Origin of the sequence: Actinoplanes sp. CA-051413 (assembly GCF_050955795.1) — a bacterium.
In the GTDB taxonomy this organism is placed as follows: Bacteria; Actinomycetota; Actinomycetes; order Mycobacteriales; family Micromonosporaceae; genus Actinoplanes.
Map to the genome: position 1 here is coordinate 360,512 of NZ_CP192100.1, position 14,466 is coordinate 374,977.

The following is a 14,466-nucleotide window of genomic DNA, read 5'->3' on the forward strand; positions in this document are numbered from 1 at the left end:
CGTGGGAACGTTCACCGGCTCGTTCAAGGGCTTCGGGGTGACCTTCGCGCACATGTTCCGCAAGGTCATCACCACCGACTACCCGTTCACACCGCCGACGCCGGCGCCGCGCTACCACGGGCGGCACATCCTCAACCGGCACCCGGACGGCCTGGAGAAGTGCATCGGCTGCGAGCTGTGCGCCTGGGCCTGCCCGGCGGACGCGATCTACGTCGAGGGTGGCGACAACACCGACGAGCAGCGCTTCTCGCCCGGTGAGCGGTACGCCAGCATCTATCAGATCAACTACGCCCGCTGCATCTTCTGCGGACTGTGCATCGAGGCCTGCCCGACCCGTTCGCTGACCATGAGCAACGAGTACGAGCTGGCCCGCGACAGCCGCCAGGATCTGATCTTCACCAAGGAAGACCTCCTGATGCCCCTGCTGCCCGGCATGGAGCAGCCGCCGCATCCCATGCGGCTCGGCGACACCGACAAGGACTACTACCTCGGTGCCCTGACCAATCCGGGCACCTCGGCCGGTGCCGAGCGGGCGCCGTGGTCCGACGCGGGCACCGATGACGCGGCGACCGCCGTCGACCCGGCCGCCCGGCCGGAGACCGCGGGCACGGTACGACGGGAGGCCTCCTGATGTTCGCCTACGCCGCGGCAGCCGCGGGCCAGGTCTCCACCGGTGAGGCCTGGGGCTTCTGGATCCTGGGCTCGCTCGCCGTCATCGGCGGCCTGGGCATGGTCATCGCGCGCAACGCGGTGCACTCGGCCCTCTGGCTGGTCGTCACGATGCTCTGCCTGGGCTTCATCTACGTGATCAACCAGGCGCCGTTCCTGGGCGCGGTGCAGATCATCGTCTACACCGGCGCGATCATGATGCTGTTCCTGTTCGTGCTGATGCTGGTCGGCCGGGACGCCTCCGACTCCCTGATCGAGACCCTGCGGGGGCAGCGCATCGCGGCCATCCTGCTCGGCGTGGCCTTCGGGGTGCTCGTCGCCACCGGACTGGCCCGCTCGCTCGGCGGCACCGAGGTCGTCGGCCTGGCCGAGGCGAACAGCGCCGCCGGCGGCAACGTGCAGGGCATCGCGCGCCTGCTGTTCACCAAGTACGTCTTCGCCTTCGAGGTCACCTCCGCGCTGCTGATCACCGCGGCGGTCGGTGCCATGGTGCTCGCCCACGTCGAGCGGGCCAAGGGCGACATCGCCGACCAGGTCACGCGCATGAAGGCGCGCTTCCGGCCGGGCTCGTACCCGGGGGCCAAGGCGGGCCCGGGCGTCTACGCGAACACCATGTCGGTCGCGGCGCCGGCCCGGCTGCCGGACGGCAACGGCTCCGAGCGCAGCATCTCGGCGATCCTTCCTGTGCGCGAGCTGACTGCTCAGGAGATCGCACCGAAGGGAACTGAGAAGTGACTCCCGACTACTACCTCGTACTGGCGGCGATCCTCTTCACCATCGGTGCCGCCGGTGTGCTGGTCCGCCGCAACGCGATCGTGCTGTTCATGTGCATCGAGCTGATGCTGAACGCCGCGAACCTCGCGCTGGTGACCTTCAGCCGGATCAACGGCACGCTCGACGGCCAGATCATCTCGTTCTTCGTGATGGTGGTCGCGGCGGCCGAGGTCGTCATCGGGCTGGCCATCATCATGTCTATCTTCCGGACGCGGCGCTCGGCCAGCGTCGACGACGCCAACCTCCTCAAGTACTAAAGGGGCCTTCACGTGGAACAGACAGTGGAGTATGCCCACGCGACGGGGCTGCTGAGCGGAATCTGGCTGCTGGTGGCCATTCCGCTCGCCAGCGCCACGGTCCTGCTCCTGCTGGGCAGGAAGGCCGACAAGTGGGGTCACTGGCTCGGCGTCGCGGCGGTCGCCGTGACGTTCGTCCTGGGCTTGTCGATGTTCTTCAGCCTGGCCGGGCTGGACGCCGAGGCCCGCTCGGCGGAACAGAGCCTGTGGGACTTCATCGTGGTCGGCGGACTGCACGTGGACTTCGGGTTGCTCTTCGACCCGCTGTCCGGCGTGTTCGTCCTGCTGATCACCGGGGTCGGCTCGTTGATCCACCTGTACGCGGTGGGCTACATGGAGCACGACGAGGGGCGGCGGAAGTTCTTCGCCTACTTCAACCTCTTCGTCGCCGCGATGCTGCTGCTGGTCCTGGGCAACAACTACGTGATGCTCTACTTCGGCTGGGAGGGCGTCGGTCTGGCGTCGTACCTGCTGATCTCGTTCTGGTACACCCGGCCGTCGGCGGCCACCGCCGGCAAGAAGGCCTTCCTGATGAACCGGGTCGGCGACGCCGGCCTGGCCATCGGCATCTTCCTGATGTTCGCCACGCTGGGCACCACCCAGTACGACGAGGTCTTCAACGGTGTCGGCGCGCTCTCCGGCGCGACCATCCTGGTGCTGGGCATCCTGCTGCTGCTCGGTGCGGCCGGTAAGTCCGGCCAGTTCCCGCTGCAGGCCTGGCTCCCCGACGCGATGGAGGGCCCGACCCCGGTCTCGGCCCTGATCCACGCGGCGACGATGGTCACCGCCGGCGTCTACCTGATCGCCCGGTCCAACCCGATCTTCTCGGCGAACACCACGCTGCAGACGATCGTGGTCAGCGTCGGTGCGCTCACCCTGCTGATGGGCTGCATCATCGGCGCGGCCAAGGACGACATCAAGCGCGTCCTGGCCTGGTCAACGGTCAGCCAGATCGGCTACATGTTCCTCGGCGTCGGGCTGGGCGGCGGGGCGTACGCCCTGGCGATCATCCACCTGCTCGCACACGGCTTCTTCAAGGCCAACATGTTCCTCGGCGCCGGCTCGGTCATGCACGGCATGCACGACCAGGTCGACATCCGGCGTTTCGGCGGCCTGCACAAGTACATGAAGTGGACCTGGCTGACGTTCATGATGGGCTGGCTCGCCATCATCGGCATCCCGCCGCTGTCCGGCTACTTCTCCAAGGAGCCGATCATCGCGGCGGCCTTCGAGCGCGGCGACTGGACCTCCTGGCTGTACGGCATGGCCGCCCTGATCGGCGCGGGCCTGACCGCGTTCTACATGACGCGGCTGTTTGTGCTGACCTTCCACGGCCCGGAGCGGTACACCGAGGACAACAAGCATCCGCACGAGTCGCCGTTCATCATGACCGTGCCGTTGATGCTGCTGGCCCTGGGCTCGATCGGGGCCGGCTTCCTGATGGCCAGCAGCGTGCCGGACTGGCTGGAGCCGACCTTCGGCGCCGAGGCCGTGGAGCACGAGGCGGTCATCCCGCACGCGCTGATCACGGTGCTGTCGCTGGTTGTCACGGTGCTGGGTGCGGGTCTGGCCTGGGCGCTGTTCCGCAACGGCACGGCCAAGGAGGAGCAGCCGGCCGGCGTGCTCGTCACCGCGGCCCGCCGCAACCTCTACACCGACGCCTTCAACGAGGCGGTCTTCGAGCGGCCCGGCATCTACCTGACCCGCGCGTTGGTCTTCCTCGACAACAAGGGCATCGACGGCGCGGTCAACGGCCTCGCGGCCGCTGTCGGCGGCAGCTCGGGTCGCCTGCGCCGGCTGCAGACCGGTTTCGTCCGCTCGTACGCGTTGTCCATGCTCACCGGCGTAGTCCTGGTCGTCGGTGCCTTCCTCGCAATCCAGTTGGGATGGTTGGCGTGACCGACTTTCCGTTCCTGTCCATCCTGACGCTCTTCCCCCTGGTGGGGGCGGTGGTGGTGGCCTTCATCCCGAAGACCAGGGGCCAGCTCGCCAAGACGATCGCCCTGGGCTGGTCGCTGGCGGTGCTCGCACTGAGCATCGTCATGTGGATCGTGTTCGAGGCGGGCGGCGACCGGTTCCAGTTCCGCGAGTCCTACCAGTGGATCCCCACCTGGGACGCCCGCTTCACGTTCGCGGCCGACGGCATCGCGCTGGTGATGCTGATGCTGATCGCGATCCTGGTGCCGGTGATCATCCTGGCCTCCTGGAACGACATCGACGAGACCCAGCGGTCGGTGCCGGTCTACTTCGCGCTGCTGCTGGCGCTCGAATGCACGATGATCGGCGTCTTCGCGGCCGCCGACGTGTTCCTGTTCTACGTGTTCTTCGAGGTCATGCTCGTGCCGATGTACTTCATCATCGGTTCGTTCGGCGGCGCCCGGCGGCAGTACGCGGCCGTCAAGTTCTTCCTGTACTCGCTGGTCGGCGGTCTGTTCATGCTGGCCGCCGTGATCGGCCTGTGGGTCGTCGGCGGGCACACGTTCGACTGGCAGAAGCTGAGTGACGTCTCGGCGGCGTTCGACACCAACACCGCCCGCTGGCTGTTCCTGGGCTTCTTCATCGCGTTCGCGGTCAAGGCGCCGTTCTTCCCGTTCCACACCTGGCTGCCCGACGCCGGTGTCGCCGCTCCGGCGCCCGCCGCCGCGCTGCTGGTCGGTGTCATGGACAAGGTCGGCACGTTCGGCATCCTGCGCTACTGCCTCTCGCTGTTCCCGGAGGCGTCGCGCTGGTTCGCCCCGGCGGCGCTGATCCTCGGCGTCATCGGGATCATCTACGCCGCGCTGCTCGCGGTCGGCCAGCATGATCTGAAGCGGCTGGTGTCGTACACGTCGATCGCCCACTTCGGCTTCATCGGCATCGGCATTTTCGCCTTCACCACCCAGGCCGGCACCGGCTCGGTGCTGTACATGGTCAACCACGGCCTGGCCACCGGCCTGCTGTTCCTGGTGGTCGGCATGTTCGTGGCCCGCCGCGGCTCGGCGCTGGTCAGCGACTTCGGCGGGGCCGGCAAGCTGGTCCCGGTGCTGGCCGGTGTCCTCTTCTTCGCCGGTCTGGCGTCGCTGGCCCTGCCCGGCACGGCGCCGTTCGTCAGCGAGTTCCTGGTGCTGATCGGCACGTTCACGGTGCACAAGGTCTACGCGGTGATCGCCACCTTCGGCATCATCCTCGCCGCCGCGTACGTGCTGTGGATGGTGCAGCGCACCACGCAGGGCACGCTCAACCCGATGCTGGTCGCGGTCCCGGCGATGCACAAGGACATCAGCCTCCGCGAGAAGATCGTGGTCGCGCCGCTGATCCTGCTGCTGCTGGTTCTCGGCTTCTACCCGAAGCCGGTCACCGACGTGATCAACCCGGCGGTCGAGGCCACCATGCAGGACGTGGGCACGACCGACCCGGCGCCGACGGCGGTCGCAAACGGAAAGGTGGCGCCGTAGCCATGGACGACCTCCAACTACCCGCGATCAACTACGGCGCCCTGGCGCCGATGCTGATCCTCTTCGGAGCGGCCTGCCTCGGCATCCTGCTCGAAGCGGTGCTGCCGCGCGGCCGGCGCAACGGGGTCCAGCTGACCCTCGCCCTGGTGTCGCTGGTCGCCGCGCTCGTCGCGGTGATCCTCGGCCGGAACACCCGCACCGTCACCATCGGCGGCGCGGTGGCGATCGACGGCCCGACACTGTTCCTGCAGGGCAGCATCCTGCTGCTCGGCGTGGTGTCGCTGCTGCTGATCGGTGAGCGCACGGTCGAGAACGGCGGCGCGTTCGTGTCGCAGGCGGCGCTCACCGTCGGTTCCGAGAAGGACCTGCGGCAGGCGGGCAGCGACCCCGGCAACACCGAGGTGTACCCGCTGACGATCTTCTCGCTGGGCGGCATGCTGCTGTTCGTGGCGGCGAACGACCTGCTGACGATGTTCGTCGCGCTCGAGGTCCTGTCCCTGCCGCTCTACCTGCTGTGCGCACTGGCCCGGCGCCGCCGCCTGCTCAGCCAGGAAGCAGCCCTGAAGTACTTCCTGCTCGGCTCGTACGCGTCGGCATTCTTCCTGTTCGGCGTGGCCCTGATCTACGGCTTCGCCGGCGCGGTCGACCTGGCGTCGATCCACGCGGCGGTCGCCGACCCGGTCCGCAACGAGGTGCTGCTCTTCGGCGGCCTCGCCCTGGTGGCCATCGGCCTGCTCTTCAAGAGCGCGGCGGCGCCGTTCCACGTGTGGACGCCCGACGTGTACCAGGGCGCACCCACCCCGATCACGGCGCTGATGGCGGCCTGCACCAAGGTCGCGGCGTTCGGGGCTCTGCTGCGCATCCTCTACGTCGCCTTCGACGGGGTCCGCTGGGACTTCCAGCCGGTCCTCGGCGCGATCGCGGTCCTGACGATGCTGACGGGCGCGATCCTGGCGGTCACCCAGACCGACATGAAGCGGCTGCTGGCGTACTCGTCGATCGCCAACGCGGGCTACCTGCTGGTGGGCGTCCTGGCGCTCAACAAGGAGGGCCTGTCCAGCACGATGTTCTACCTGGTGGCGTACGGCTTCTCGGTGCTGGCGGCATTCGGCATCGTCTCGCTGGTGCGCGACGCGGACGGCGAAGCAACCCACCTGTCCCGCTGGGCGGGCCTGGGCCGCCGCAACCCGCTGTACGCGGGCGCCTTCTCGTTCATCATGCTGGCCTTCGCGGGCATCCCGCTGACCAGCGGCTTCACGAGCAAGTTCGCAGTCTTCGGCGCAGCGATCGAAGGCGGCCAGACCTGGCTGGTCATCGTCGGCGTGATCACGAGCATGGTGCTGGCGTTCCCGTACCTGCGGGTGATCGTGATGATGTGGCTGTCCGAGCCGGGCGAAAGCACCCCGACGGTGTCGATCCCAGGCTTCCTGACCTCGGCGGCACTGGTCATCGGCGTGATCGTGACGCTGGCGCTGGGCGTGATCCCGGCGCCGCTGCTCGACCTGACCAACGACGCGGCTCAATTCGTCCGGTAGCGAGGAAATTCGTGGCCGGCGGCCCCGGTCGGATTCGTTCCGGCCGGGGCTGCTTGCTGTCCGCTGTCTGCCGTCTGCGAATCAAGGTCAAGAGCTTGATGTCGTGCCTGGTTGCATGGCACTGGACGTCGCTCCCGCCGAGACCGGGCGGGGCCACCCAATCGCCTGGCGGCTCATGACCGGGCGACCCCACCCTGCCAGCTCCGTGCTCCAAGAAACCCCACAGCGCCGGCGTCGGCCGGGTTACGCAGCGCTGGTCACCGGATCTTGGCTGGTCGTCGCGGTGCCGCCCGCTCTGGCGTGAGGCCGTGCCGCGGAGTGTTCTGCGACGTTTGTGGTTCGGACGCGCAGATGCAGAATGCAGCCGGGATCGTGGGCGGAGGTCTGAAGAAGGCAGCGCGCTGACGCCCGCTTGGCCGGGTCGTCGGAACGGCTTGCCTCCCGCGCGGAGCACTTTGCGACCGGGTCGCCTCGTGGCCGGCCGGATGCGCTTGGACAGAGCAGGTCCGCAGTCCGCCTCACCGCCCGCGCCGTCTCGTGCCTGCATGGTCCCGCGCCCGTGTCGTCTCGTGCCTGCATGCGCCCGCGCCCGCGCCGTCCCGCGCCCGCGCCGTCCCGCGCCCGCGCCGTCCCGCGCCCGCGCCGTCCCGCGCCCGCGCCGTCCCCGCCTGCACGGTCCGCGCCCGAGCCGTGCCCGCCCCCACGGGTCCTGGGACCACGCCCACGCCGCCCACGCCCACGCCGCGAACGCCCGCGCCGCGCCGCCCACGCCCACGCCCGCGCCGGGTCGCCCACGCGCCCACGCCCACGCCGCGAACGCCCGTGCCGCGCCGCCCACGCCCACGCCGCGCCGCGCCGCCCACGCCCACGCCCACGCCCACGCCCACGCCGCGCCGCGTCGCCCACGCGCCCACGCCGTGCCACGCCGCTCGCCATGCCGCGCCGCCCACGCCCACGCCGCGAACGCCCGCGCCGCCCACGCCCACGCCCGCGGTGTCCGCGCCGCCCACGCCGCTCGCCATGCCGCGCCGCGCCGGGCCGCCCACGCCGCTCGCCATGCCGCGCCGCGCCGGGCCGCCCACGCCGCGCCGGGCCGGGTCGTCCACGCCGCCTGCGCCGCGCGGCCCGCGCCGGCCCGGGCCGGCGCCCCGCCTGCGGCGCCCCGCGTCGGGCGGACAGCCAGCCCTCGCCATCCCACAGCCGCCACCGCGCTGCTGCGCCACGACGGCCGCGCTGCTGCCCTCGCCAAGTCGCTCCCGGTAGCAAGCAGCAAAGCGACAGAGCCATCCAGCAAGCGCATCCGCGGCCCCCTCCGCATATGCGGCCTGGCCGCCCCGCGCGCAACACGATGCCGCGACCGACGGCCCGAAGAGCCCCCACAGCCACCAGCGCCGCGGCTCAGGCGGTGTGCCATCTTTCCGAAGGCGCGGTGATTTCGCCCACCCTGAGCGGCGACCCGGCCGGCAGCCGCCTGATCAGCGGGAGCGGGCACCTACGCCGTGGCCTGCGCGGAGGGGACTTTCCCGATCCGTACCCTCAGGCTCTTTTTGATCTTGCTGGTGGGACCCCTGGGCCCGCCCGGGTCGGGGTCGTATGGCATCGTGAAAGTGTGGTGAGCACCCGGGACAGCGCGCTGACGTCGTTCGGCCTCGACATCGACCCTGCGGTCGACGCGTCGGTGTCGGCGACGCTTGCGGTTGTGGAGGATGCGCTGCGCAGCAATGTCGCCAGTGCCGATCCGCTCGTGGCCGAGGCTGCCCGGCATCTCATGGATGCCGGCGGCAAGCGGTTCCGGCCGCTGATTCTCGCGCTCGGCGCGCAGATGGGTGATCCGACCCGGCCCGAGATCGTTCCGGCCGCCCTGGTCGTCGAGCTCACCCACCTTGCGACGCTCTACCACGACGACGTCATGGACGAGGCCACCGTGCGGCGCGGCGCTCCCAGCGCCAACGCCCGGTGGGGTAATTCCGTGGCGATTCTCGTCGGTGACTATCTTTTCGCGCGGGCGGCCGACATCGCCGCGTCGCTCGGGCCTGAGGCGGTGCGGCTGCAGGCGCGGACGTTCGCCCGGCTCGTGCACGGCCAGATCGCCGAGACCGCCGGGCCGCGCGGTTCCGATCCGATCGAGCACTACCTCGGCGTCATCGCCGAGAAGACCGCGTCGCTCATCGCGACGTCGGCGCGCTTCGGCGGCCTCTTCTCCGGCGTCACCCCCGAGCAGGTCGAGGCCCTCACCGGGTACGGCGAGACGATCGGCGTCGCATTCCAGCTCTCCGACGACCTCCTCGACATCGCGTCGGAGTCGGTGCAGTCGGGCAAGACGCCGGGCACCGACCTCCGCGAAGGCGTCCCGACGCTCCCGGTCCTCTATGCCCTCGCCGGCGACGACACCGACGCTTCCGCCGTGCGGCTCCGTGAGCTGCTCGCCTCCGGGCCGCTGGTCGACGACGCCCTGCACGCCGAGGCGCTCGGGTTGCTCCGCGAGTCCGGCGCGATGAAGCGGGCCCGCGAAACCGTCCGGACGTACGCGGAGGAAGCCCGGTCCCAGCTGGCGCCGCTGCCGCAGGGCTCACCGCGCCAGGCCATGGAGTCCCTCTGCGACTTCATCGCCGACCGCACCAGCTGAGCCGACTCCTCGCTCTGCGCCGACCGCATCGGCGAGCCGACCGCGTGCAAAAAGCCGCTGGCATGCCGAGAGAGCCGCTGCGCCAGCGAGCCGAGCAGGACCGCAGGACTTGACCGTTCGGGGCGTCAGCCGCCGTCTCAGGCCACCGCCGCACGGTCCGCGTGCCGTCGCAGCATCCGGCTCCCGAGCACCATCGCCCCCGCCGCCCACAGCATCGCGATTCCCGCCACCGTCCACATCGTCGGGTACCCGGCCGCCGCAGCCAGCGCCCCCAGCCCCAGCGGCCCGATGCACCCGCCCGCATACACGCCGGTCTGCGTGATCGACGTGGCCGCCGCCGGTGCCTGCGGGTGCAGCCGGACCACCGCGAAGTTCATCAGCCCCGGCCACGCCCACCCGAGCCCGAAGCCCAGCACAACCCCCACGATCAGCGTCGCCGTGTTGAGCACCGCGAGCATCGCCAGGCCCCCCGCACCCACCGTCAGCATGGCCGCGATCACGCTGATCTGCCGGTCCGGCATGCGGTCGGCCAGCCAGCCGCCGACGATCCGGGCGGCGATCCCGACCGCGCTGCCCAGGGTCAGCGCCAGCCCGGCCGGAGCGGGCGCGACGCCGTCCGCGACCGCGGAGTCGACGAGGAATGTGCCCAGCGCGTTCGCCGAGCCGGCCGCCAGGGCCGCGCCGATGCCGATCACGATCAGCGCCGCTGTAGCCCGTTCGCCACCGGCGGCCTTGGCCGCCCGGCCGTCCTCGCGTTCGACCGGGACCAGCCACAGCGCGGCCACCGCGCCGGCTGCGGCGAACACGAACGCCCACCGCCACCCCAGGGTCAGCGCCACCACCGGTACGGCCGCGCCCGCGAGTAACGAGCTGACGGGGATCGCCGCCTGTTTCACGCCGAACGACAGTCCCTGCCGCCGGACCGGTACGTGCCGGGACAGGCTGGTGTTGCTCGCCAGCTGGCCCATGGCGTTCGCGCCCGCGCCCAGGGCCAGGATCGCGATGAGGCTCCACAGTGAGCGGGCCGCGACCGCGATCGTCAGCAGGGACGCCGCCGCCAGGGCGATGCCGGCCCGGGCGATCGTGGTCGAGCCGTAGCGTTCCACGAGTGCGCCGGCCGGCACGGAGGCGAGTGCGCTGGCGCCGAAGTAGGCCGAGACCGCCAGTCCCAGGCCCGCCGGGCTGAATCCGAGTTCGTCGCTGATCTGGACGGCGAGACCGCCGACGAGGAATACCGGGACCGAACAGGCGATGGTGGTGGTGAGGGCGCTCGTCACGGCCCGCCGCGGGGATATCGCGTTCGCGCTGGTCGCGGCGGTTTCGGCGGGGCTGCTCGGTGGTTCGGCCATCAGTCGGAGAGTATGCCCGGACCGGCGGAAGCCAAGACGGTGAGTGTTAATGACCACACGTCGCGTAGATATCAGTCATGGTCGACACGCTTCAGGCATTCCGTCGGAGGAAGATTATTCATATGGTGTAAGTCCCCGGCGTCGGAGGTGGCTGTGCGCGACCCCCTGGCGGAGCCGTCAGATCTCATCCGGAGCGTGTCACGCGCCTTGCGTGTACTCGAATCGGTGGGTCGGGCCCCGCGCGGACTCACCGTGAAACAGATCGCTCGGCGATGCGAGCTGACCGTTGCGACGACGTATCACCTTGTCCGTACCTTGGCGTACGAGGGCTACGTGATCCGTCGTGAGGACGGCACCTACATCGTCGGTCTGGAGATCGCGGATCGGTACCGCGAACTGGTCTCCGCCTTCCGCGGGCCGCCCTCCGTCGGTGAGGCGCTGCGCCGGGCCGCGGTCGAGACCGGTTACAGCCACTATCTCGGCCGCTTCGTCGGCGGCCGGATCGCGGTGACCGCGTCCGCCGAGGGCGCCCGGTCGCCGTTCATGGACGACATGGTGCCCGGCTTCGACGAGGGCGGTCACGCCACCGCGCTCGGCAAGGCGCTGCTCGCCACGCTCACCGCCGACCAGCGCGCCCGCTATCTGCGCGACTGGGGCATGCGGGCGTTCACCCCGGCCACGCTGACCTCGCCGGAGGCGCTCGAGGCCGACCTGGCCGCCGGCGAGCGCCGCGGGATGCAGCTGGAGATGGGCCAGTTCCGTCAGGGCCTGGCCTGCGCCGCGGTCAACGTCGTCGCCGACCGGGACATGGAACGCCGGCTCGTGCTGGCCTGCGCCCTGCCGGCCGCCGAGATGCTGACCTCCGCCCGGGTCGTGCGGGCCAAGCTCACCGCCGCCGCCCGCAGCGTCGCCGAAGCCCTCTCCGCGGGGGACGCCGCCACCGCCTGACCTGCTGAACTGCTGGCTTAAGACTCCGTTGAACCGCCCGACCCGACTGCACGTAGTACGGGTTGGAACGCGCGGAGGAGGTCGGCAGGCTTGGAGGATCAGGATGCCGAGCTGTTGCGTGCGCTGCAGGACGAGCACGGGGAAGCGCTGTTCGCGCACGCCGTACGCCTCTCCGGGGGCGACCGGCAGCGGGCGGAGGACCTGGTGCAGGAAACGCTGCTGCGGGCCTGGCGCTACCCGGAAGCGCTCGACCCGGAACGCGGCGCGGTGCGGTCATGGCTGTTCACCACCGCGCGCAACCTGGCTATCGACGCCTGGCGACGCCGGTCGGTCCGGGTGGGCGAGGTGGTCACCGACATGATTCCCGAGCCGCCGCCCAGCGCGGACGAGGCCGACCGGGCCGTGGAGGCCTGGACGGTTGCGGAAGCCCTGGGACGGCTGTCCCAGAGTCACCGCGAGGTCCTGGTGGAGTGCTTCTACCAGGGGCGTTCGGTGGCCGAGGCTGCCGCGCGGCTGGGGGTGCCGCCCGGCACGGTCAAGTCGCGCACGCACTACGCGCTGCGTTCGCTGCGCCTGGTTCTGGACGAGATGGGGGTGACGGGATGAGATGCGACCACGAGCACGACGACGGCGCGTACGTCCTCGGCGCCCTGTCGCCCGCCGAGCGCGCCGCCTACGAGCGGCACCTGGCCACCTGTTCCTTCTGCCGCGAAGCCGTGGCTGACATCGCTGTCCTGCCCGGCCTGCTGGGCCGGCTCGACCCCGACGACTTCGAGAAACTGCTCGCCCCCGACCTGCCGCCCCCGCGATCCCGGCGCAACAGCATGCCGGACCTGGTCATGGCGGCGCAGTCCACGCGACGTGAGGAACGCCGCCGGGTTCGCTGGCGGGTGCTCGGCTCGGCGCTGACCGCGGCCTGCCTGGCGCTGATCGTCGGCATCGGTGCGGTGTTCTGGATGGGCCGCGGTGGCGCGCCGGATCCGTCGGTGCCCGGCCCCACGATCGCGATGACCCCGGCGAACGAGCGGGTGCCGGTGACCGCCCGGATCAACCTGGCCTCGGCCGGCGGCGGCACCCGGATCAACCTGATCTGCTTCTACAACAAGGGCGACGCCGAGTCCGAGCCGTACACGATCCGGCTGATGGCGTACGGGCCCGACGACGAGCGCGAGCAGCTCGGCTCGTGGACGGCGTCACCCGGCAAAGAGGTCAAGATGTCCGGCCTGACGCACTTCACCGCGGGGACGCTCTCCCGGCTGGCGCTGGTGCGTACGGATGACCGGACTCTGCTCTCCTACGACGTGCCCTGACGGGTTCCGCTCGTCAGCGCGGCGGAAGGGCGGCGGCCGGCTCGGCGGTGGCGGCCGCTGAGGCGGCCGCCGTCCTCCCTTTGGCGGCGGCCCGGGCGCCCCGCAGGCCGTCCACGGTGAAGATGATCAGCGCGACCCAGACCAGCGCGAAGCCGGCCAGCCGGGCCGGCGGCATCGGCTCGTGGAAGAGCAGCACCCCGCAGGCGAGCTGCAGGATCGGCGCGACATATTGCAGGATGCCGATGCCGACCAGCGGCACCCGGTTGGCCGCGGCGGCAAAAAGCATCAACGGTACGGCGGTAGCGACGCCGGACAGCAGCATCAGCACCGTGTGCCAGGCCGACACATGCCCGAACTCCGCGCCGCCGGTCGCGTTCAGCCAGCCCAGGTAGCCCAGCGCGGGCAGCGCCAGCACGGCGGACTCGATGAACAGGCCCTCGGCGGGCGGCAGCGCGAGCCGCTTCTTGATCAGGCTGTACGACCCGAAGCTGGCGGCCAGGACGAGCGCGATGTACGGCAGGTGCCCGTAGTCCACGGTCAGCACCGCGACGGCCAGCGCGCCGAACCCGATGGCGATCCACTGCCACAACCGCAGCCGTTCGCGCTGCACGGTCACGCCGAGCAGCACGACAACCAGCGGGGTGATGAAGTAGCCCAGCGCCGTCTCGACCACCCGCGAGGAGTTGACGCCGTAGATGTAGGTCGCCCAGTTCACGCCGATCAGCACGGCGGCGAGGGTGATGCCGCCGAGCAGCCGGCGGTCGCGCACGATGCGGCCGAGGAAGTGCAGGTTGCGCAGGACGAGCAGCACGAGGCTGACGAACACCACGGACCAGATCACCCGGTGCGCGAGGATCTCCAGCGGCGGGGACGGCGCGAGCAGCTTGAAGTAGATCGGGAAGAAGCCCCACAACGCGTACGCCGTGAGGCCGTACAGGTAGCCTCGCCGTTCCTCGCCCATGCCCTCACCGTAAGGTGCCGGCGCCGGGTCCGCTCCTTGCTTATGTTCTAGCTCACCAGGCCAATCGGGCGGCGGCGGCCCACGCTGGGCTCAGTCGTCGCCGCCGTCCGGGACCAGCATGTTGAGCACCCAGCTCACGACGCCGACCAGCAGGGCGCCCAGGATCGCGCTGGGCCAGAAGTCGTCCACGTGGAACGGCAGGTCGAACTGCCCGGCGATCCAGCTGACCAGCAGGAACAGCAGGCCGTTGATGACCAGGGAGATGAGTCCCAGGGTCAGCACGTAGAGCCCGCAGCCGATGGTCTTGATGATCGGGCGCAGCACCGCGTTGACGATCCCGAAGATCGCCGCGACGGCGAGCAGCGCGCCGATCTGACCCCCGAGGGAGTCCGTGGTGAGGCGGATGCCGTCGATCACCACGGTCGCGATCCACAGCGATACGGCGGTGATGACCAGCCGGATGAGGATGCCCATGGCACGGGATGGTGCCATGCCCGGGCCACCCGGCGGGGCGACACTCCACGATCTTGTCCAGGTCGTTGTGCTCGATCCACCGGCGTCGCT

General features: G+C 70.5%; 12 protein-coding genes and 1 pseudogene. 10 read left to right on the top strand and 3 right to left on the bottom strand.

The genetic code is table 11. From position 1 onward, the window contains the following. Position 1: 1 nt before the first annotated feature. The 7 genes and pseudogenes from nuoI (at position 2) to ACQP2Y_RS01750 (ending at position 9,334) form a co-directional block, all read left to right on the top strand. Positions 2 to 677, top strand: a pseudogene (gene nuoI, locus ACQP2Y_RS01720) (NADH-quinone oxidoreductase subunit NuoI). After that, on the top strand, positions 631 to 1,404 hold the full coding sequence (locus ACQP2Y_RS01725; protein ID WP_433723933.1) for an NADH-quinone oxidoreductase subunit J: 774 nt from the start codon (positions 631 to 633) through the stop codon (positions 1,402 to 1,404). Before nuoI ends, ACQP2Y_RS01725 begins: the two are co-directional and overlap by 47 nt. Further along, a complete protein-coding gene (nuoK, locus tag ACQP2Y_RS01730; RefSeq protein WP_203772979.1) occupies positions 1,401 to 1,700 on the top strand; it encodes an NADH-quinone oxidoreductase subunit NuoK in 300 nt (99 codons plus the stop codon). The genes ACQP2Y_RS01725 and nuoK overlap by 4 nt, the downstream gene beginning before the upstream one ends. A gap of 12 nt (positions 1,701 to 1,712) precedes the next feature. Then, a complete protein-coding gene (nuoL, locus tag ACQP2Y_RS01735; protein WP_433723936.1) occupies positions 1,713 to 3,638 on the top strand; it encodes an NADH-quinone oxidoreductase subunit L in 1,926 nt (641 codons plus the stop codon). Next, positions 3,635 to 5,173, top strand: a complete 1,539-nt coding sequence (locus tag ACQP2Y_RS01740) for an NADH-quinone oxidoreductase subunit M (protein ID WP_433723938.1) — start codon at positions 3,635 to 3,637, stop codon at positions 5,171 to 5,173. The genes nuoL and ACQP2Y_RS01740 overlap by 4 nt, the downstream gene beginning before the upstream one ends. 2 nt (positions 5,174 to 5,175) lie before the next feature. Continuing rightward, on the top strand, positions 5,176 to 6,708 hold the full coding sequence (gene nuoN, locus ACQP2Y_RS01745; protein ID WP_433723940.1) for an NADH-quinone oxidoreductase subunit NuoN: 1,533 nt from the start codon (positions 5,176 to 5,178) through the stop codon (positions 6,706 to 6,708). 1,633 nt (positions 6,709 to 8,341) lie between these two features. Then, positions 8,342 to 9,334 carry a polyprenyl synthetase family protein gene (locus ACQP2Y_RS01750; protein ID WP_433731686.1) on the top strand — a complete coding sequence of 331 codons (993 nt, stop codon included), beginning with the start codon at positions 8,342 to 8,344 and terminating at the stop codon, positions 9,332 to 9,334. 137 nt (positions 9,335 to 9,471) lie between these two features. On the opposite strand, the gene ACQP2Y_RS01755 is transcribed toward ACQP2Y_RS01750, so the two are convergent. Next, positions 9,472 to 10,683 carry an MFS transporter gene (locus tag ACQP2Y_RS01755; protein ID WP_433723942.1) on the bottom strand — a complete coding sequence of 404 codons (1,212 nt, stop codon included), beginning with the start codon at positions 10,681 to 10,683 and terminating at the stop codon, positions 9,472 to 9,474. A 153-nt stretch (positions 10,684 to 10,836) separates the two neighbouring features. Here ACQP2Y_RS01755 and ACQP2Y_RS01760 point away from each other — a divergent pair, with 153 nt between their 5' ends. From ACQP2Y_RS01760 to ACQP2Y_RS01770, 3 genes are all read left to right on the top strand, one after another. Beyond that, positions 10,837 to 11,631 (top strand): IclR family transcriptional regulator, encoded by a 795-nt coding sequence (locus ACQP2Y_RS01760; RefSeq protein WP_212989640.1) that lies wholly within the window; start codon positions 10,837 to 10,839, stop codon positions 11,629 to 11,631. Positions 11,632 to 11,742: 111 nt separating this feature from the next. After that, positions 11,743 to 12,237, top strand: coding sequence for a sigma-70 family RNA polymerase sigma factor (locus ACQP2Y_RS01765; protein WP_246595245.1), 495 nt, complete (start codon positions 11,743 to 11,745; stop codon positions 12,235 to 12,237). Beyond that, positions 12,234 to 12,941, top strand: a complete 708-nt coding sequence (locus ACQP2Y_RS01770) for an anti-sigma factor family protein (RefSeq protein ID WP_433723945.1) — start codon at positions 12,234 to 12,236, stop codon at positions 12,939 to 12,941. Before ACQP2Y_RS01765 ends, ACQP2Y_RS01770 begins: the two co-directional genes overlap by 4 nt. Positions 12,942 to 12,954: 13 nt before the next feature. Here the strand turns inward: ACQP2Y_RS01770 and rarD are convergent, their stop codons facing one another. Beyond that, positions 12,955 to 13,902: an EamA family transporter RarD gene (gene rarD, locus ACQP2Y_RS01775; protein ID WP_433723947.1), complete on the bottom strand. Its 948-nt coding sequence runs from the start codon at positions 13,900 to 13,902 to the stop codon at positions 12,955 to 12,957. A 90-nt stretch (positions 13,903 to 13,992) separates the two neighbouring features. After that, positions 13,993 to 14,376 (bottom strand): phage holin family protein, encoded by a 384-nt coding sequence (locus ACQP2Y_RS01780; RefSeq protein WP_433723949.1) that lies wholly within the window; start codon positions 14,374 to 14,376, stop codon positions 13,993 to 13,995. Between the last annotated feature and the right edge of the window lie 90 nt (positions 14,377 to 14,466).